Source organism: Collinsella stercoris DSM 13279, assembly GCF_020735465.1.
In the GTDB taxonomy this organism is placed as follows: Bacteria; Actinomycetota; Coriobacteriia; order Coriobacteriales; family Coriobacteriaceae; genus Collinsella; species Collinsella stercoris.
In genome coordinates this window covers 1,250,977-1,269,515 of sequence record NZ_CP085935.1, presented here as the reverse complement: position 1 = coordinate 1,269,515, position 18,539 = coordinate 1,250,977, and the positions used below count along the sequence as shown (strand labels likewise).

The following is an 18,539-nucleotide window of genomic DNA, read 5'->3' as shown; positions in this document are numbered from 1 at the left end:
TAGCGAACACATGTTCTTATTATACACGAACAAATGTTCTATTACTAAAGATTATAGAGTCGCGCAAAGCCAGTATCGATGGCGGTTCTACCTCTGGTGGAGGACTCCGTTTTCAATTTCCCACGTTACGTTCGTGCAGGCGTGTAGAAACGCACGGTCATGGCTCACCAAGAGCAACGCTCCGGCAAATTGGGTCAGGGCATGCTCGAGCGCCTCGACTGAATGCAGGTCCAAATGGTTGGTGGGCTCGTCCATGATGATGAGGGCGGGCTTACGTAAAAGTCCCTGCGCGATCATGAGCTTGCGCAGCTCACCTGGACTGGTTACGGCGCCTTCCAGAATGCGAGCGGGGTCGGAGTTGAGTTGCGCCACGCAACTGAGGACGCGCCCGCGATCGGCGGGGGAGAGGCGCCGCACCTCTGCAAGCGTGCGGTCACGCTCCGCCTTTGTGGGCTCTTGCGGGATATCGAGAACGGTGAGCGGCGCGGTCCCTTTAGGGGCTTCGCGAGCGAGAAGGCGCCGCACGTGGTTGAGCAGCGTCGTCTTTCCCGCTCCATTGGGGCCGATAATGCCGATGTGCTCAGTGTTTCCCACAAAGAGGTCCGGTAGGAGCAGTCCGTTGACTTCGGAACATTCAGTGCTGTCGGAGGGCCTGGCTTGCGTTGCCCCGGGAGCGTCTGAGGCCCTCGTGCCCGCAGTGTCCAGTGACCCTGCGGTGATTTCTACAGCGCTCGCATCGAACGGGATACGACCTGCGGGGATGTGGAACACGGTTTTTCTCGGGCTCGGTTGCGCGTCGAGGAACAGGCTGCCGTCGTAGCGCTTGGGAATAAAAGCGGCGTCGACTCGTGTCTGCGCTGCGGCCATGCGTCCGTCCATCTGGCGCAGCAGTTTGCCGCGAGCACCGTCTTGCCCGGAAAAAATCGCAAGGTCGATTTTGGCCCGTGCGCTCTTGTCCTTGGGGTCGAGGTGGCGTTTGGAGCGGCGCGTATCCGCGCGGGCTGCCTCGCGAGCGCGCTGATCCTGCTCGGCGCTCAGGCGTTTGAGCTCATCTTTAGCGCGCCTGCGTTCGCCGGCAACGGCTGTGAGCTCACGCTCGGCTTGTGCATGGGCTTGTGTATAGCCGCCTGGCCTCACGACAACGCGCGTGCTCCCATCCGCACCGCTGGACTCAAAGGAGGCGCAACGGTCGACAAGCGCATCGAGCAGCTCTCGATCGTGGCTCACCAAGATGCCGATGCCGCTAAAGCTCTTGAGCAGGGCCTCCAGCTGCGAGCGGGCTTCGCAATCAAGATGGTTCGTCGGCTCATCAATTGCGAGCACATCCGGCTGTTGCCAGAGGGCGCATGCGATCTGGAGCTTTTTGCGCTCGCCAAAGCTGAGCTCGTCCCAGCGCCAGGGCATGTCGTCGGTGAGCGCCAGGCGCTCGCGCAGGCTACGCGCCTCGCGGCCAAAGTCCAAGGCGAAGTCCGTGAGCGTCTCGGGTGCGTCGCTTGCTTCTTGCGGGCAGTACGCGCAGAGCAAGCCGCTGGTCACAGAGCCGGAATCGGGCGCCAGCAAGCCGCAGGCCACGCGTGCGAGTGTGGACTTTCCGCATCCGTTGTCGCCCAACAGGCCGGTCCAACCACGGGGAAACGCGATGGTTATCGAATTCAAAATGGGGTCGTGCGCCGCGGGGTGCGTGTAGGTCACGCGGTTCAGTGCGAGCTGCATACAGACATCCCCTCCTTGTTCAAACTGGAGGTCAAAAGGTGCGTTGAGGTGGATGTCTAAAAGCGCATGGCGTCCGTATCTCTGAGTGGCGGCGTCCTCGCATAGGGCCCGAATCCATCGGGCGGACATTTGCGAGTCTATCATGCCGCATCGATGCGGTCTACCTTGCGACAGGCAATGGAGGGGATGGGTGCTCGATCAGGTTTACGTCGTCTCGTTCGTTTCGACGCGGTACGCGAGGCTTTGACCCAGGAGCGCCGCGATGGCATCGAGAACGTCATGGTCGAGTTGGTAATGCATCCAGCGACCGTCCTTACGCGTGCGCACGATGCCGGCATCGCGCAGTGCCGCCATGTGATGTGAAAGCGTGGGCTGGGTGATATCAAGATTTTCGAGCAGGCTGCAGGCGCAGCGCTCCTCGCCGTCCCATAGCAGCTCGATGACACGGAGGCGATTGGCGTCTCCCAGCGTCTTGAGGTTGCTGGCAAGTCGTTCGCGATCGAACTCCCCGGCGATGACGCGCGCTCTCAGGCCGATGACGCGCTGCCGAATGGCGCTCATCACGTGCAGGAACGCGCGGTCGCTCATGCCGGTGGGATCTTCGAGCCCCCAATCCTCGCGGTATGCGGCGGGTAGGTTGGGGCATTCGACGCCGCAGCCCATGGTGATGAGGATGTCCGGTTCGGGAATCTGGGAAAGCGCCTTGGGGCGAAGATCGTCCGATGCGATGCCGAATTCACTTGCAAGCAGGCGCGCCGCGTCGGGGTTGATGCGGTTGGCGGGGTTGGTCCCCGCGGAATAGACGATAAGGGCGTCCGCCGCGAGGGCCTGCGCCATCGCCTGTGCGACCTGGCTACGGCACGCATTGTGCGTGCATACGAATGCGACGGTCGGCCGTTTCATGAACCTACTCCTTCCACCTGATAGATTGCATTATATCGATTATTGTCGATATAATCATATTGATATAGGTCGATATATGAAGGAGGACAATAATGACGACCGAGACACAATACGAGTGGGTGCGCGAGACGTGCTCGTCGTGGGAGGGCAATGACCCGGCAGAGCTCTTGGAGCATCTTATGGCTCAAGGTGAATGCCCGGCCTTCGGTCCCGTGCACCATGTCCTGGTCGGTGCGGCGTTGCTGGCGTGCGCGCAGACGGTTGAGGGTGAGTTCGAGCTCGATTCCGCATTCGATGAGCTTGTAAGCCGCGCATGCTGCGTGCCGGGAGCGGCGTGCGCCAAGTGGGGTGTATGCGGTGCGGCGGCCTCATGCGGCATGGCGTTTGCCGTGCTTGCAGGCAACGCGCCTCTGCGGGCCGAAGGATGGAGTGAGGGCCAGCTCATGGTCGCCGATATTTTGGAGCGCATCGCACGGGCGGGTTCGCCGCGTTGCTGCAAGCGCGATGCGCGCATCGCCGTGCAGGCGGCGGTGCCGTGGTTCAATCGGTGTCTTGGCGCCGGTTTGGACATTGCCTATGAGCAGCCCGCGTGCTCGGTCGCAAAACAGAATTCGGTGTGCTTGGGCGTAGCGTGCCCGTATCATCCGGAGAGCGTTCGCTGATCGTTTGCGCAGGTCGCGCATTCGTCTTTTCGGAGATGCCGTCCGGTGCCCCCGTTTTCTCTATAGCCCCGCCTGCCAGCGGGATCGCTTCATATCGACATGTGTGTCGTCTTTGAACGCAACGCCTTCTGCCTCCAAGAGCTCGCGTTGAGCCTCGGCTCCGCCAAAGGCGAACCCCTCGCAGATGTGCCCATCGGCAAACACGACGCGATGGCATGGGACGATGCCCGGTCGGGGGTTCGCGTGCAGCGCGTATCCAACCTGGCGGGCGCAGCGCGGTGCGCCCATGAGCGCCGCCACCTGGCCATACGTTGCCACGCATCCACGCGGGATCTGCTCGACAACCTCGTATACACGCTCGAAGAAGCCCTCGTCCCTGCGAGGGCTTTCTTTTGTGGCGGGATGTGCATCCATGGCTGCTCGATTCAATCGAAGATGGGTGAGAGCGTTTTACACGGCATCGGACCTACCCATAGTACCTCGCGCGCACGACATCGCGCGCTCGCAGCTGCCGCACGTGGGAGCCGATCGCCTTGTCTCAAAGGGGCTGTCATTAGCTCTCAGCTAATGAAACGGGCAAGAGGGATGTCAATAATGGGCATGTCGTTCGGCTCGCAAGGAGAGCCGCTGTTAGGGGAGGTAGTTTACGTGGGAAACACGCATTCGGAGCATCCGCGCTCGGGGCTTGCGATTTCAGGCTTGATCGTCGGCATACTCGCGCTGATCACATCGCTTTTGCCCATTATCAACAACATCTCGTTTTTCGCCGCGCTTGTGGGAGCGGTTTTGGCGATCGCGGGGCTCGTGTCCTGCCTGCGTGGTAAGCGGGGCGCAAAGGGCCTTGCCGTCGCCGCGGTCGCGGTAAACGTTGTTGCGATTGTCGCCGTTTTGGTGAGCCAGAGCATGTACAGCTCTGCAATCGACAGCGCGGTGAACGGACCCCAGGCGGTTGCGTCCTCCAAGGGCGGAACCGACTCTACGGCAGGTTCGAACAAGGAGGACGAGGAGGACGTCGCAGAGAATCTTGCGGTAGGCTCGAAGGTCGAGCTGGCCAACGGGGTGACCGTTTCCGTGGACGAGATCGTGACCGGCCTGGTTAATTACGATGGCACGGCAATGACCGGCGTGCGCGTTACCTATGTGAATAACAGCGATAAAACCGCCTCGTTCAATTCGTATGATTGGAAGGGCGAGAGCTCCAACGGCGTGCAGAGCGATTCGTCGTACTATTCCGAGGCAACGGAGGACCTGTCGTATGGCGATTTGTCGGCGGGCGGCACGGTGACGGGCTTCGTCTATTTTGAAGGGGACCTCGCACGCGTGTTGTATTACTCGTCAGCGTTCTCGGATGCGGCAGCGGCATCTTGGAAAATCTCCTAGGACCGCATGCTCGCCATGAGCGAACGCGAGGGGCGCATCATGTGGTGCGCCCCTCGCGTGCCAAACACATACAATGAAGGTCGATCGAGATGATGGGGGAAGACGTGACGGAGCGTTTGACCGAGGAGGTTTTGCAGGAGCTGCTGGATGCGCCGAGCCTTGATGAGTTCATCGACGCTCATGAGTTTCCCGCGGTCACGTTACCGGAGTTTTTAGAGCGGATGCTCGAGAAAAAGGGGCTTAAGCGCTCGCGCGTCGTCCGCATGGCCGACCTGAACGAGACCTTTGGGTATCAGATCTTCACGGGCGCACGAAACCCGTCGCGCGACAAGGTTCTGCAGATAGCGTTCGCCATGGCCCTCAGCCTGCGCGAAACCAACCGCGCGCTCATGGCGGCGGGCGCCAGCTCCCTCGATCCCAAATGCCGTCGGGACGCGATTATCATCTTCTGCATCGATCAGGGGTGCTCGCTGCAAAAGGTCAATGAGGAGCTGTATCGCCTGGGGGAGGACACGGTCAGTTAGCCTGTCTGCCTGTCCGCACGTGCTGGTATGATTCTTGCCATGGAGCGAAGTGATGACATAGCGGAATTTCACGGGGAACTCGATGAGTTTCTGGCGTCTGCCGCGAGTGCGACAACATGGCATGTCGAGCGGGTTATCAAGCAGTCCGATTTTGAGACAACCGAATTGGTGCGCGGCGACCCGAGGGAGGGCTCGTCTGGGCGCTATATACGCAAGCGACTGGATGTAGGCGTGGGTGCCGGGTGTGCATATATCGCGCTGTGGAATGCCCAGCGGAAGGGCTCGTGCCCCGCTTGCGTCCCCCGTCTTGTCGAGTGCAGCCGCAACGATGACGAACTCACGGTGGTAATGGAATACGTCGATGGATGCACGGTGCGCGCGCTCGTGGCGGCGATTGGCGCGGGCAGCAAGACGGCCGAACTCGTGATGCCCGGCCTGTGCGATGCCGTGGCGATGCTGCACGAGTCGTTCGACCCGCCGCTCATCCACCGCGACCTCAAGCCCTCCAATGTTCTCATGTGTGGCGGCATGCCGGTCATCATCGATTTTGGATCGGCTCGTCAATGGCGCGAGGGGGCCGATGCCGACACCACCCATTTCATAACGCGCAGGTACGCCCCGCCCGAGCAGTTCGGTTTTGGGCAGACTGACGTGCGCAGCGACGTATACGCGCTTGGCAAGTTGCTGTATTTCTGCCTGGTTGGGGAAGATCCGCCCAATGTATGCGATCGGCAGGCGTGCGAGCGTGCGGGTCTTTCGCCCAAGGCGTGCGAGGTCGTTTGTCGGGCGTGCGCTTTTGATCCAGATGCCCGGTATCGCAGCGCCCGCGAGGTAAGGCGCGCTCTTCTTGATGCGTTGGGCCCGTTTGGCGGGGGCGGACGTGCCCCCATCGGCACGGGGACGCCCGAGCACGCGAGGGGCTTCGCTTGGGACTTGTCCGGCGATATTGCATCGAATTCGCATCCCGCTGCCGTCGCAAAGGAACATGAGGCCAGTGCGCGCGCGTCGTCCGCTGGGCGACCGTCGATTGCGGGGCGCAGCCCCATGTCGCCCCTGTGGTGGAACTCCCTCCGGGCGCGGTGGGAGCGATTCGCCTTGCGGTTTGAGAGGCCACTGCGCTGGGTGTCTGTGTTGTGGAACGGATGGATCTATTGCGGGTTCTCCGTCTTCTTCATCGGGTCGGTCAATGCGATCGTGTCCCCCAATGCCCATGATGCATTGCTGCCGCTTTGGTTTAGGGTAATCGAGTATGTGGGCGTGGGAATGGTGTCGATGGGCTCCCTTTGCTATCTGATGCTCTACAAGGCGCGCATACATGCGCGCGTACCCGTGTTGGCGCGCCTGGGTAGAGTCAAGGAATCCGCATGGGCGATTGCCCTGTTCGCCATGGGGATCGCCGTTCCGTTGGTTGTGGGCATGATATCGGGATTGCTGTAAGGGCCAGCGCCGTGTGGCCCGTGGCGAGTGACACGGGGCGGAGCGAGGGCTGCCGCGGCGTCTATGCGCTGAAGGCCCATAGATTGGCGCACTGCGAGAGGACGCGCTCGAGGTCCCAGGTGTGCTCGCTGCGCTCTGCGCTGTTGGGGTCGTGCACGATGACCTGGCCGTCGTCCGCAATGCCGGCGAGAACGATGAAGTGACCCGTGGTGGTGAAGTCGCCCGGCCGTACGCTGCAGATAATGGGGTTTCCCGCTTCAAGTTCCGCGCGTACGTCGTCAGCGGAGGCCGCGACCTCCCAAGAGGCGAGCCCCAGCGCCTGAGCCCCGTCGCTCATGAGGGTCCATGCGGTCATGCCGTCAACGGTGTGGCCCTGCTCCTCGCTCATACGGGCGATGGCGACGGGGTCGCCGTTCGTGTTTCCGGTGAGGGCTACGTACACCATCGACAGACACGTGGGCCCACAGCCGTTCTCGCGCATGTCGCCTCCCGCATAGGGCTCATTCGCCCACTGCGGATCGACCTGGTACAGATGGGGAACCTCTCCCTTCCGCCATTCCTGCACCGGTGTCGAACGTGGGCTTTCCTGGTTGCCGGTGGTCTGGCCGGCCAAGGAGCCGAGGTCGTTCGTGCCGAGCGAGCGGAAGGCGGGGATGGCGACGATGAGACATACGATGAGGGCCGCGATGGCGAGGGCGCGCCCGCCGCGCTTGCGACGCACGCGTCTGGGACGCATGCGGGTGAGGGGCGCGCCTGCAAACAAAGTGCGCTGCGCCCCGCCGTGCCTGCATGCGCGCGGACCCGCTTGCCCCGCGCGATACCGTCCGCCCCCGACCGGGCCGTCATAGATCCTGGTGGCTCGTCGCATGGGATTCTGCTCGCACTCTTTCATGTCCTGGGCTCCTTTATCTGGTGGCGTGCCACCAATGGTGAGCCTTGGCATTTGCGTGTGCATGACGCGAACATGACAAAGGGGTCATGGAGCTTAACGAATGATTAAAACGCCACACGCGGGGTATGGCGCGTCGAGCAGGGCGGGAGGGCGCGCGGCGCTTCGAAGCCCGGGCGGGGCGAAAGCGCGCACGGCCCTCAGATGGAAGCGGCTGCCCTGAGGCCCGCCTCCTAGCGTCTACAGATCCAGTAGGTCTTCAATTGCACCCACGCGATAGCCCTTGAACACGATGCCGTCGCCGTCCTGCGTGGCGTCCAAATCGACATCGGCCATAATGCCAAAGTCATGGTCCCCTTCCGAATCGTGGAAGACCTGGTGCACGTGCCAGACGTGATCGGTGAGCTCGTCGCCGTCATCGATCGTGAGGAACGCCGAAGACCGCGCGTCGGCGTCCACGAGCAGCTCGTCGTGGGTGCGATAGAAGGCATCGAGGACGCGATTCCAGCGGAACTCCCCGTATCCCCACTCCTCGTCCAAAGCGCCGAGTTCCGCGGCCTTGTCCTGTGCCGCCAAGCGAACTCGCTGGAACAGGGCGTTGCGAACCATGAGCGTCATGCCGCGACGGTCTTGCACCACGACGTCGGCGCGCTTGAGCGGGGCTGCCCCGGGCGCCGTGCCGGCGTTCGCCCACTCATCCACGAGGCTGGAGTCGACCGAACGCACGACGAGGCCCAGCCACGAGACGATGTCGTCAAGCTCTTCCGTCCTGCGCTCGACCGGCACGGTGCGGTCGAGCGAGCGGTAGGCCTCGGTGAGGTAGCGCAGCAGGATGCCCTCGCAGCGAGCGATCTTGTACTGGGCGATGTAGCTCTTGAAGTCGCAGCCCGTCTCGAGCATGTCGCGCAGCACGGACTTGGGGCTGAGCTCGTAGTCGTTCGCCCAGGGCACCTGCGCGCAGTACTTGGCAAACGCGACGTCGAGCAGCTCTTCGAGGGGCTTGGGATAGGTGATGTCCTGCAGGCGGTCGAGCCGCTCTTCAAAGTCGACGCCCTCCGCCTTCATGGCGTTCATCGCGGCGTCGCGCGCACGGCGCTCCTGCGCGCGGAGGATCTGCTTGGGGTCTTCCAGCGTGGCCTCGACCATCGAGATGAGATCGAGCGTGTAGCTGGGATTCTCGGGGTCGAGAAGTTCGAGGGCGGCGAGCAGGAACGGTGAAAGCGGCTGGTCGAGGGCGAAGTCCTCGGGCAGGTCGACCGTGAGGTAGTAGCTCGCGGGCCCATCGAGAGGGTGGGCCTGCGCGGGCGCCGTGTCGTCGATCTGGCTATCGGGCTCACGCTGCCCATCGAGGTCTGCGGGGTCCTCGGTAAGCGTGATCGCGCTTGCGCCCCCTGCGGGTGCAGTGAATGGGGTCGTTTTGGTTTGCTCCGCATCGCTCGCATCGGCATCCTCGGCTTCGCGGACGACGACGCCGGCATCGATGAGCGTGGCGAATATCTCGGCGGCGCGTGCCTTGAGCTTGGCCTTTTCCTCGGGCGTTTGCAGCGAGGCGTCGATGAGCGCGAGCACGCGCGTCCATGCGTCGCCGCCTTGCTCGACCTCCGCCAGCACCATGGAATGGGTGATGCGCAGGCGCGGCTTGAGGGTTTCGGGCTCGCTGTCGATCAGGCGCGTGAAGGTGTCCTCGTTCCAGGTGACAAAGCCCTCGGGCGGGCGTTTCTTCTTGAGCTTCTTCATCTTTTTGGGGTCGCCCATGGCCTTGAGCTCCGCCTTGTGGTTCTCGATCTCGAACTCCGGGGCCTCCGCGATTACGACGCCCTCGGTGTCGAAGCCGGAACGGCCGGCGCGCCCGGCGATCTGGTGGAACTCACGCGAGCGCAGGCGGCGCTGCTTGCGTCCGTCGAATTTGGTGAGCCCGGTGAGCAACACGGTGTGGATGGGCACGTTGATGCCCACGCCCAGCGTGTCGGTGCCGCAGATCACGGGCAACAGGCCCTGTTGGGCGAGCTTCTCCACGAGCAGGCGGTAGCGCGGAAGCATGCCGGCGTGGTGTAGGCCCACGCCGCTCGAGATGAGGTGCTTGAGCGTCTTTCCAAACGCCGTGGTAAAGCGACCGCCCTTGATGGCCTCCTTGATGGCCTCGCGCTGCTCCTTGCTCGCCACGCCGTAACTGGCGAGCGCGCGTGCCGACTGCAATGCGGCATCTTGGGAGAAATGCACGATGTACAGGGGCGAGTCGCCTTGCCGCAGCGCGAGTTCGACCGTGCCCTCGAGGGCGGTCTTGACGTACTCGTAGGAGAGCGGGACCGGGCGCGGGGCGTCGGCGATGAGCTCGAGGTCGCGGCCGGTGGTGCGCGTGAGCGTGTCGCCGATGGCGGTCATGTCGCCCAGCGTGGCGCTCATGAGCAGGAACTGCGCGTGCGGCAGGGTGAGCAGGGGGACCTGCCAGGCCCAGCCGCGGTCGGGGTCGGAGAAGAAGTGGAACTCGTCCATGGCCACGCAGCCCACATCGGTGTCCTCGCCTTCGCGCAGCGCCTGGTTGGCGAGAATCTCAGCGGTGCAGCAGATCACGGGCGCGCTCGTGTTGATATGCGAATCGCCGGTGATCATGCCCACATTGTCGCGACCGAGGATGTCGACCAGGTAGAAGAACTTCTCGGAGACGAGGGCCTTGATGGGCGCGGTGTAGTACGCGCGCTGGCCGCTCGCCATGGCCATGAACAGCATGCCGAGCGCGACGAGCGATTTGCCCGATCCCGTGGGCGTTCCGAGAATGACGTTGCTGCCCGCGGCGAGGGAGAACAGCGCGTCTTCTTGGTGCGGCCACGGTTCGATGCCCCGGGCGGAGACCCAATCGATGAAGCGCTCGTACGCCTCCTCGGGGGTGAGCCAGGGTTCGGGTTCGGAGACGCTCTCGCCCTCTGCGGGGTCATCGACCCACCAGCTGGGGGCGAGGTCTCCGAGCGATCCGTGGGCGAAGGGGTCGAAGGCTATATCTACATCAGTCATGGAGGTTCCGTTTCGTCGTTGCTGATGCTGCCCATTATGACGGAAACCCTGGCGGAAAGCCGCGCTCCCGACCCAGCGCTCCGGGGCGGGCACGAGGTTGCCGGAGAAACGGGATAAAAATGCTGGCGTTGGGTGCGCGGGGGAGCCGTTTGGCGCGCGGTATCGCGCGGATGGTCAAAATACCTTGATTGTGCGGCGAAGAGTCCGCGATGCGAGGTCTGCATAAAGCCGCGATCGGAAGAATCCTGCGGTTTTGTCGTGAGTTTGCAAGTTGGTGAATGCGCCGGGCCGGTAACGCGGGCGTTTGGGGAGGTCGATCCTGGGGGTTTGCCGCGGGTGTCGCTGCAACTTGACGCGCAATCGGGGTATTTTGACCATCTGAGAGAGGACGCACGACTCGCATGCGCGGAGCTGAAAAAATCTATGCGTTATGCAATGGGAATAGGCTGGGGTTATGCATTTTCGGACGGGAATGTAGCGTCACGTCCGGATGCGGTCTCGTACGTGGACGTAATGTTGCGCGTGGATGCAATTTCATGCGTCGCAAGGTGTCGGCGGCGGTTGCGGAGGTTGTCGATGGCGTAGCTCATTCCGTATGGGATGTAGTCTTGGGCGAAGAGGTCCTCGGGTAGGTAGTCGATGAGGCTCTGAGGTAGATCGCGTGCGGCTTGAAGCTGGTCGGTCGTGGCTGGCTCGGGGGCGGGGTGCGCATAGACGGCGTGGACGGTCGCTCCCTGCTCAGTGAGTCGTTGCTCATACTCGGTGATGGGCTGGTCTGGATGGGCGGCGCGATCGTCGTGCGTCGCGCAGACCACATTCCAGCCGATGGTCTCGAACTGGGGAAGCGAGAACTCGTACAGCGGAAGGCTGTCGGTTCTCAGCACGACCATGCCGCCCTCGGCGACAAGTGGGCGGTAGCCGTTAAGATGCTCGGCGGTGGTCACGCGCAGGTGGGCGTGACGGCGCTTGGGGTGCGGCGTGGGGAAGTTGATGGAGATGCCAGAGAGCTCGCCCGGCGCGAAGATGCGGTCGAGCTTGGCGGCGTCACCGGGGATGACCAGCGCGTTTTTGAGCCCGCGGTCGAGTGCGAGCTGCGCCGCGTGCACGACGCACACCGGCTCGCTGTCCATGCCGATGAACAGGGTGTCGGGGTGGCGCTCGGCCATCGCGGCGATGTAGGCGCCCTTGCCGCATCCGAGGTCCAGATGAACGTGGGCAAATCGTGTGGGCGCGCCCGGGTCCTCGCCGCTGCCCGCAAGGGGCCAGCACGCCTCGGCCCAGTGGCCGCGGTAGGCCGCCGCATTGGTCTCGATGGCGTCGGCGGCGCGCTCGATGCGCTGGTCGAGGACGAAGTTCTTGGGCATGCGTGCGTGCATGGGCGGACTCGCTTTTCAGAGTTTTTCGAGGACAAGGTACCGATTGAGGGTACCAGACGATCCGTCCGCCGAGTAGCGCGCAACCTCGCGCGTGACCGTTCCCACAGATGCTACAAGCTCGTCGACCTCGGATTCGGGGAAGTGGTGGCAGTAGCGCAGCGGCGAGGGGTCGGTTTGCCAGCCCAGGAAGTGGTCATGTTCCTCGAGCTGAGACGTGTCGATGCCGAGTGCCGCGAACGGCGAGGAGGCGTCTGCCGCGAGGGCGCCGGCCTGCATCGCCTTGCGCGCGAGCCTCTCGTCATACATGAATTGCCAGAAGGAGACGGCTATGAGGCCGTTCGGGGCCGTGTGTGCGCAGAGCGTCTCGAGCACGGCGCTTCTGAGCTCGCGGCTGGGCACGTGGTGCATAAAGCCAAAGCACGCGGTGAGGTCGCATGTCGGCACGTCGTCGATAAAGCGGTGCCCCGCGAGGGCGTGTTGCAGGATGTCCACCTCTCGATAGCGGATATTAGCCTGGGCGAGCGCCTGCGGTGAGGCGAGCGCCGGGCAGGTGTCGACGGCGTTGAACGAGAAGCGCGCATGCGGGAACTCGCAGGCGAGGAACTCCTCGAACCTGAGGTTGCCGCAGGCAAGGTCGAGCACGGTGCAGGCAGGGTCGAGCACGGTGCGGGCGCGGTGCTCGGGGATGCGGTCGTTGGTGCCGTCGAGTGCCGGCCGGCTGCCGGGCGCGGCGATCGGGGTGGTCACCGAGGCCCGCCTGTTGTCGAGTGCGTGTAAGCTGGACGGCGGTTTCTTGGGCGAGGGGGCTGTGGGTCCCGATATGCCGCATTTGCCCGATGCATGATTCGATGCGCTGGTTTCCCCAGGCGTGTCGCAGCGTTGCGAGCGCTCTCGCAGCAGGTCGGCGAGCGCGCTCCAGCCGTGCCACGGCGCGGACCTTGTTGCGGCGAACGACGCGGCGTGCTGTGCGTAGAACTGGTTGTTGAGCGCGATGAGCGCCTGAATCGTGCTGGTGTCCATGTTCCTCCTCGGCGGTATTGTAGCCGCCGGCCCTTGGAGGCCGGGCGGGGCGTTCGATGGCGTACAATTCTCGACCATGGAAGAGATTATTTTGGACATACTTGCCGAGCTCCGCGCGGGGCGCGAGGTCGACGATCGCACGCTGCTCAAGTTGAGCCACGCCGCCGCCCGCCGCGAGCAGGCGGACAAGCGGGCGTTTGCCAAGCGCCGCCTTTTGCCGTTCTACCAAAGCGTGAAGCGGGAAGACCCTGGGCGCTGGGAGAGCTGGCGCGTGACGCCCGAGCTCGAGGAGCGCCTGCTCAAGGTCCTGCGCATGAAGCCGCGCCGCAGCGCCTCGGGCGTGGCGACCATCACGGTCATCACCAAGCCCTGGCCGTGCGGTGGCAGCTGCCTGTTCTGCCCGAACGACATCCGCATGCCCAAGAGCTATCTGCATAACGAACCCGCCTGCGAGCGCGCCGAGCAAAACTGGTTCGACCCGTACCTGCAGGTTTCCTCGCGTTTGAACGTGCTCGCGCAGATGGGGCACGCGACGGACAAGATCGAGCTGATCGTCCTGGGCGGAACGTGGAGCGACTACCCGCAGGAGTACCAGGTCTGGTTCATGGCCGAGCTGTTCCGCGCCCTGAACGACGGGGCGGGCGCCGAGGCCGCCGCCGAGGAGCGGCGCGCGGTGTATCGGAGCGGTGGCTTTCCCCAAAGCGGCGACGAGTTCGCCGCATTCGCCGCGGGCGAGCAAGATGCCCTGCATGCGGGCGAGCGAACGTACAACCAGGCATTTCGCAGCCTGTACGGCAAGGACTCCGTTTGGGATGGGGCCGCGCGTTGGCAGCGGGCGAGCTGGGAGGAGCTCGAGGCGGAGCAGCGGGAGAACGAGCGCGCCCGTCACCGTGTGGTGGGGTTGGTCATCGAAACGCGCCCCGACGCCGTGACGCCTGCCGCGCTCACGACCATTCGCCGCCTGGGCTGCACGAAGGTGCAGATGGGCGTTCAGTCGCTCGACCAGGAGGTACTCAACGCAAATGGGCGGGGCATGGGCGTCGCGCGTATCCAGGAGGCATTTGAGCTGCTGAGGGTGTTCGGGTTCAAGATTCACGCCCATGCCATGGCGAACCTCTTTGGCTCCACGCCCGAGCGCGACAAGCGCGATTACGAGCGGCTGGTTCGGGAGCGCCCGTTCCAGCCCGACGAGATCAAGCTCTACCCGTGCGCGCTCATCGAGGGAGCCCAGCTGTGCGCGTGCTACGAGCGGGGCACATGGCGCCCTTACTCGGAGGATGAGCTGCTGGATGTCCTGGTGAGCGACGTCGCGGCCACGCCCGCGTGGACGCGCATCTCGCGCATGATCCGGGATTTCTCGTCTCATGACATCGTGGCGGGTAACAAGAAGCCGAACTTGCGCCAGCTGGTCGAGATGCGTCTGCGCGAGCAGGGGGAGACGAAGGGCATCCAGGAGATCCGTTTTCGCGAGGTCGGCACGGCCCGCATCAATATGGGCGAACTTGAACTCGACGTCGTTGCATACGAGACGAGCAATACGAGCGAGCGGTTCCTGCAATGGGTGACACCGGACAATCGCATCGCCGGGTTCCTGCGCCTTTCGTTGCCGAACGCCGCGTACGTGCGGGCGCTCGGCGATACGATGGGCCGGGGGCGTGTGGAAAGCGGTGCGGAAGAAATGCGCGCCGAGTGCGAGCCTGGTGAGGCGTGCGAGAAGCTCGAGATGCGCGTAGGCAGCCTGCCCATACGCGAGGGCGAGGCGATGATTCGCGAAGTTCACGTGTACGGTATGGCCACGCAGCTGGGGGCTGACGGAACGTCCGCCCAGCACCTGGGGCTCGGACGTCGCTTGGTCGAGCGCGCGTGCGCAATTGCACGCGCGGCGGGCTACAGGCATGTGAACGTCATCAGCGCAGTTGGCACGCGTGAGTACTACCGCCATCTGGGGTTCTGCGACCACGGCCTGTATCAGAGAAAAGAGCTGCTATGAGCAAGAAGCCGTTGAATCTGCCGCCCGCCGCGGGTGTTGCCGCCGGCGTGGCGATCGGCGCCGTCGCCGTGGGGTCTTCGTGCGTGCAGCTCGTGCACACCCGGGCAGGCATCGCGCGGGTCAAGGGCATTCGCGGGGAGCATGGGGAGAAGATTCGCGTGCTGCAGCAGGGCGGTGTCTACCAAAGCGCGACGTATGTGGGCGAGCGGCGCTTCGAGCCGGTGTTTGCCTACTACCGTGCGTTCGATGCGATGTTCGATGCCGAGCCTGTTCTACGTGCCGCCTCAGGCCATGGGGTCGAGCGCGTGCTGATGCTCGGCGGCGGTGGGTATGCGTATCCCAAGCACGCGCTCACCCAGCATGCAGGGCTCGTCATGGATGTGGTGGAGATCGACCCGGCGGTGACGCGCCTGGCACGGCGCTGGTTTTTCCTCGACGAGCTCGAGCGGCTGGCAGGCGAGCGCCTGCGGAGCATCACGGCGAATGCCCGCGGCTACCTCACGCGCGCCGTGGCAGAGGGACTTCGCTACGGCGCTATCGTCAACGACTGCTTTTCGGGCTCCGAGCCCGTGCGCAGTCTGGCGACGGTCGAGGCGCTGTGCCAAGCGAAGGTCTGCTTGAGACCCGGTGGGCTGTACTTCGCCAACGTGGTGTCGGCTGGCGGCGGTGAGAACATCGACTTCTTGCGCGATGCGGCGGCAACTGCGGCGACGGTGTTCGCGCACGTTCATGTCGTGCCGTGCGAGGACGCGGAGTTCGGCGGGGAGGACAACTACCTGCTCATCGCGACCGACGGTGATTATGGGTTTGAGGGAGAGCTGCCCTTGCCGCGCGAGTTCTACGGCGCCGTGCTCACCGATTGACCCTTTTAGGTACGCCTGCAGCTCGACTTTGGTGCCCATGTGCAGGGGCTGCCGCCTGTCCTGATTGATCGGAATGCGTGGCGGCCATTGCCCCTCCCCATGGACATGCGCCGGCGTGTCGAGATCTCTTGATTGGCTGACCCCGTATGACCGGCGTTACGATTGACCGGCCCCGTATGACCGGAGTCACCTAAGGTCTCCCAGGGCTGCATGGCGGATCCTACGCAATCGTGCCGACGGTGCGGTGCAGCTCATCGCGCCAGCCCACCACACGTTCGCGCATGCCTTCTATGTCCAGAACCCCTTCCGCAAAGCCCTTACGCACGAGCTCTTGCGGAAGGAATTCATCGTATTTGTCGAAGTACGGTACTTCGCCCGGGTAGACAAGGTCAATGGGGTCGAACTGGTCTTCCGCCTCCGCTGCGACCACCTCAAAGAAGGTCTGGGGGTCGGCTTTCATGCGGAATTGCATGAAGTAGGGACGGGAGGGATCGAGCCCCTTGAGTCCCAGCTCCGCCGCGCATTTGATCTTGAGCAGGCGCTCCAGTGCGAGGAAGGCGTAGCTGCCGAGCCAGGGGAAGAGCGCCCATGTGTCGCCGCCCAGGTTGATGAGCGGGCTCTCTCCGCTGGAGAAGGTGCGTGCTCTCCTGTTCGCTGCCGCTTCGGGCGACCCGACAATGCCGGCGTTTTGCGCGACATGCCGAGCCTGCGCGAGCCGTGCGCGGGCGTTGCCCATGAGATAGGGATACGCCTCGTGCTCCTCGAGCACGCGCTTCATGCGTTCCAAGATATGGGTGTTGATATCGCCTGCGCAGTCGCCAAAGTACGCCGGCACACGTCCCTTGATCTGGGTGCAATACACCAGATGACGTCTCCAGTCGACTTCCTCGACCAGCCAGCAGTGGCCGGCGATCGCTATGCGCTCTCCCGCGGGGGGAGGGTTCACGATCGTGCCGAGCTCGGCGCTTTCGCAGCGGACGGTGAACTCCTCGTTTTCTTGGAACACGGCGTAGAACTTGAATGAGTTCGTGACTCGTTCGCCGGCGAGTCCCACGATGAGGCCGCCTGACTCCGTGACCTCGATGTGGTCGATCTCGATAAGATGGCGCAACAGACAACGCAGGTCATCGGCGCTCACGCGGTGGAAATACGACAGGGTGAGCACGCGCTGGGCGAGTTCCGCGGGCGTGAGCTCACCGCAACTTGCGAGGATGCCCATCACCTGGTGGTAGAGCAAGCTGTAGGGAAGACGGTCGAGCGCGGGCGGCTCCACCCAGTGCTCCTCGCGATACAGTTGCACGAGCGCAATACCTTGCAGCAATTTCCACGGAACGGTCTCGGGCAGCATGGCGCGCGGCTCGGGCTGCTCCTCACGCATGACGAAGTGCATTTCGGGCGGGAGGTCGCGCCGTCCGGTACGGCCCATGCGCTGCAAGAAACTCGAAACGGTAAAGGGGGCGTCGATTTGAAATGCCCGCTCAAGCCTGCCGATGTCGATGCCGAGCTCCAGCGTCGCAGTGGTGACGGTGGTTTGGGCCTGCTCCTCGTCGCGCATGAGCTCCTCGGCAGTCTCGCGGTAGGCCGCCGACAAGTTGCCATGATGGATGAGGAAACGGTCGGGTTCGTGGTTGGCTTCGCAGTAGGAGCGCAAGCTGGCACACACGGCCTCTGCCTCCTCGCGCGAATTGACGAAAACGAGGCACTTGCGTCCGCGGGTGTGTTCGAAGATGTATCCAAGCCCCGGGTCGGCGTCTTGCGGTGCGGTGTCGGTTGGGGCGAGGAGCTCGGTCGACGCCGGGGTATCAACGTACACCTCGGTTTGGGGTTCATGCACGGCGGTCGTTCCCTGATGTGGCGGCCCGAGCTCGGCCTCGCCGTCTTTCGCGTACGCCCGGGATAGCAGATCCTCTAGACTCGTCGAATCGTTTTGAACGGGCGAACAGCTCACGATGTCCGCTTCGGCAACTCCGTTATTCGAACGCGCCCGCTCTTGTGCCTGAGGACCGCCGATGTAGAAGTGCTCTATCGACAGGCACCATGTGCGTCGCGGCTCCTCAAAGCGCGGGATGATGCAGCTGCGTCCCGTGCCTGCGGAGAGGAACGCTCCGGTGCGCTCGGGGTCGCCGATGGTCGCGGAGAGTCCAATACGGCGCGGGTTGACACCCGCCATGCGGGAGAGTCGCTCGATAAGGCACAGGGCTTGCCCTCCTCGGTCGCCGCGGAGGAGCGAGTGGACCTCGTCTATCACAATGTAGCGAAGGTCGCAGAACATGCGCGGCACCGCCAGGTGCTTGTGCAAAAGCAGCGCTTCGAGCGATTCGGGCGTGATCTGCAGGATGCCGCTCGGCTTTTTGAGTAGTTTGGCCTTATGCGACGCGGAGACATCGCCGTGCCAATGCCAGACGGGGATATCGGCCTCGTCGCACAGGTCGTTCAAGCGGTAGAACTGATCGTTGATGAGGGCCTTGAGGGGGCCGATGTAGAGGGCCCCCACCGACGCGGGCGGGTTCTCCCAAAACTCGGTGAGGATGGGAAAGAACGCCGCCTCCGTCTTGCCCGATGCAGTCGAGGCGGTGAGCAGGACGTTCTCGTCCGTATTGAAGATGGCGTCGGCGGCGGCGACCTGGATGGAGCGCAGCGACTCCCATTCGTGCTCGTAGATGAAGTCCTGCACAAAGGGGGCATATCGATCGAAAACGTTCATATGCACCTCCTTCCAGGTCTTGGGATCCATGCCGACAGTATATCACAAAACAGAACAGATGTTCGTATT

At 63.6% G+C, this 18,539-nt stretch carries 14 protein-coding genes; 6 read left to right on the top strand and 8 right to left on the bottom strand.

Annotated features, from left to right (window positions below):
• Window positions 1–87 precede the first annotated feature (87 nt).
• Window positions 88–1,713, bottom strand: a complete 1,626-nt coding sequence (locus tag LK434_RS05430) for an ATP-binding cassette domain-containing protein (RefSeq protein WP_040360710.1) — start codon at window positions 1,711–1,713, stop codon at window positions 88–90.
• Between the two features lie 204 nt (window positions 1,714–1,917).
• Window positions 1,918–2,616, bottom strand: coding sequence for a metalloregulator ArsR/SmtB family transcription factor (locus LK434_RS05425; RefSeq protein ID WP_040360527.1), 699 nt, complete (start codon window positions 2,614–2,616; stop codon window positions 1,918–1,920).
• A 92-nt stretch (window positions 2,617–2,708) separates the two neighbouring features.
• Between LK434_RS05425 and LK434_RS05420 the strand changes: the two genes are divergently transcribed.
• Window positions 2,709–3,278 carry a DUF5714 domain-containing protein gene (locus LK434_RS05420; protein ID WP_006720238.1) on the top strand — a complete coding sequence of 190 codons (570 nt, stop codon included), beginning with the start codon at window positions 2,709–2,711 and terminating at the stop codon, window positions 3,276–3,278.
• Window positions 3,279–3,338: 60 nt separating this feature from the next.
• On the opposite strand, the gene LK434_RS05415 is transcribed toward LK434_RS05420, so the two are convergent.
• The gene (locus LK434_RS05415; RefSeq protein ID WP_006720239.1) at window positions 3,339–3,692 is read right to left on the bottom strand and encodes an MGMT family protein; all 354 of its coding nucleotides are present in this window, start codon (window positions 3,690–3,692) and stop codon (window positions 3,339–3,341) included.
• 234 nt (window positions 3,693–3,926) lie between these two features.
• Between LK434_RS05415 and LK434_RS05410 the strand changes: the two genes are divergently transcribed.
• The 3 genes from LK434_RS05410 (at window position 3,927) to LK434_RS05400 (ending at window position 6,619) form a co-directional block, all read left to right on the top strand.
• The gene (locus LK434_RS05410; RefSeq protein ID WP_187371193.1) at window positions 3,927–4,658 is read left to right on the top strand and encodes a DUF4352 domain-containing protein; all 732 of its coding nucleotides are present in this window, start codon (window positions 3,927–3,929) and stop codon (window positions 4,656–4,658) included.
• An 89-nt stretch (window positions 4,659–4,747) separates the two neighbouring features.
• Window positions 4,748–5,182 (top strand): helix-turn-helix domain-containing protein, encoded by a 435-nt coding sequence (locus LK434_RS05405; protein ID WP_006720241.1) that lies wholly within the window; start codon window positions 4,748–4,750, stop codon window positions 5,180–5,182.
• A gap of 39 nt (window positions 5,183–5,221) precedes the next feature.
• Window positions 5,222–6,619 carry a serine/threonine protein kinase gene (locus LK434_RS05400; RefSeq protein WP_187371194.1) on the top strand — a complete coding sequence of 466 codons (1,398 nt, stop codon included), beginning with the start codon at window positions 5,222–5,224 and terminating at the stop codon, window positions 6,617–6,619.
• A gap of 61 nt (window positions 6,620–6,680) precedes the next feature.
• Here the strand turns inward: LK434_RS05400 and LK434_RS05395 are convergent, their stop codons facing one another.
• From LK434_RS05395 to LK434_RS05380, 4 genes are all read right to left on the bottom strand, one after another.
• A complete protein-coding gene (locus tag LK434_RS05395; RefSeq protein ID WP_050754956.1) occupies window positions 6,681–7,355 on the bottom strand; it encodes a C39 family peptidase in 675 nt (224 codons plus the stop codon).
• Window positions 7,356–7,748: 393 nt separating this feature from the next.
• On the bottom strand, window positions 7,749–10,517 hold the full coding sequence (locus LK434_RS05390) for a DEAD/DEAH box helicase (protein WP_006720244.1): 2,769 nt from the start codon (window positions 10,515–10,517) through the stop codon (window positions 7,749–7,751).
• 452 nt (window positions 10,518–10,969) lie between these two features.
• Complete coding sequence (gene trmB / locus LK434_RS05385; RefSeq protein WP_006720246.1) at window positions 10,970–11,893, bottom strand: tRNA (guanosine(46)-N7)-methyltransferase TrmB; 924 nt, start codon at window positions 11,891–11,893, stop codon at window positions 10,970–10,972.
• Between the two features lie 15 nt (window positions 11,894–11,908).
• Entirely contained in the window at window positions 11,909–12,913 is a 1,005-nt protein-coding gene (locus LK434_RS05380; protein WP_006720247.1) for a class I SAM-dependent methyltransferase, read from the bottom strand.
• A gap of 76 nt (window positions 12,914–12,989) precedes the next feature.
• Between LK434_RS05380 and LK434_RS05375 the strand changes: the two genes are divergently transcribed.
• Window positions 12,990–14,903 (top strand): elongator complex protein 3, encoded by a 1,914-nt coding sequence (locus LK434_RS05375; protein WP_040360722.1) that lies wholly within the window; start codon window positions 12,990–12,992, stop codon window positions 14,901–14,903.
• Entirely contained in the window at window positions 14,900–15,766 is an 867-nt protein-coding gene (locus LK434_RS05370; protein WP_006720249.1) for a spermidine synthase, read from the top strand. Before LK434_RS05375 ends, LK434_RS05370 begins: the two co-directional genes overlap by 4 nt.
• A gap of 220 nt (window positions 15,767–15,986) precedes the next feature.
• Here the strand turns inward: LK434_RS05370 and LK434_RS05365 are convergent, their stop codons facing one another.
• The gene (locus tag LK434_RS05365) at window positions 15,987–18,470 is read right to left on the bottom strand and encodes a DEAD/DEAH box helicase (RefSeq protein ID WP_040360528.1); all 2,484 of its coding nucleotides are present in this window, start codon (window positions 18,468–18,470) and stop codon (window positions 15,987–15,989) included.
• Window positions 18,471–18,539 lie beyond the last annotated feature (69 nt).

What these genes read in the sequence shown, in the direction of transcription:
- LK434_RS05430 (WP_040360710.1), bottom strand. Translation starts at nt 1,713, where the DNA reads ATGCAGCTCGCACTGAACCGCGTGACCTACACGCACCCCGCGGCGCAC.
- LK434_RS05425 (WP_040360527.1), bottom strand. Translation starts at nt 2,616, where the DNA reads ATGAAACGGCCGACCGTCGCATTCGTATGCACGCACAATGCGTGCCGT.
- LK434_RS05420 (WP_006720238.1), top strand. Translation starts at nt 2,709, where the DNA reads ATGACGACCGAGACACAATACGAGTGGGTGCGCGAGACGTGCTCGTCG.
- LK434_RS05415 (WP_006720239.1), bottom strand. Translation starts at nt 3,692, where the DNA reads ATGGATGCACATCCCGCCACAAAAGAAAGCCCTCGCAGGGACGAGGGC.
- LK434_RS05405 (WP_006720241.1), top strand. Translation starts at nt 4,748, where the DNA reads ATGATGGGGGAAGACGTGACGGAGCGTTTGACCGAGGAGGTTTTGCAG.
- LK434_RS05400 (WP_187371194.1), top strand. Translation starts at nt 5,222, where the DNA reads ATGGAGCGAAGTGATGACATAGCGGAATTTCACGGGGAACTCGATGAG.
- LK434_RS05395 (WP_050754956.1), bottom strand. Translation starts at nt 7,355, where the DNA reads ATGCGTCCCAGACGCGTGCGTCGCAAGCGCGGCGGGCGCGCCCTCGCC.
- LK434_RS05390 (WP_006720244.1), bottom strand. Translation starts at nt 10,517, where the DNA reads ATGACTGATGTAGATATAGCCTTCGACCCCTTCGCCCACGGATCGCTC.
- trmB (WP_006720246.1), bottom strand. Translation starts at nt 11,893, where the DNA reads ATGCACGCACGCATGCCCAAGAACTTCGTCCTCGACCAGCGCATCGAG.
- LK434_RS05380 (WP_006720247.1), bottom strand. Translation starts at nt 12,913, where the DNA reads ATGGACACCAGCACGATTCAGGCGCTCATCGCGCTCAACAACCAGTTC.
- LK434_RS05375 (WP_040360722.1), top strand. Translation starts at nt 12,990, where the DNA reads ATGGAAGAGATTATTTTGGACATACTTGCCGAGCTCCGCGCGGGGCGC.
- LK434_RS05370 (WP_006720249.1), top strand. Translation starts at nt 14,900, where the DNA reads ATGAGCAAGAAGCCGTTGAATCTGCCGCCCGCCGCGGGTGTTGCCGCC.
- LK434_RS05365 (WP_040360528.1), bottom strand. Translation starts at nt 18,470, where the DNA reads ATGAACGTTTTCGATCGATATGCCCCCTTTGTGCAGGACTTCATCTAC.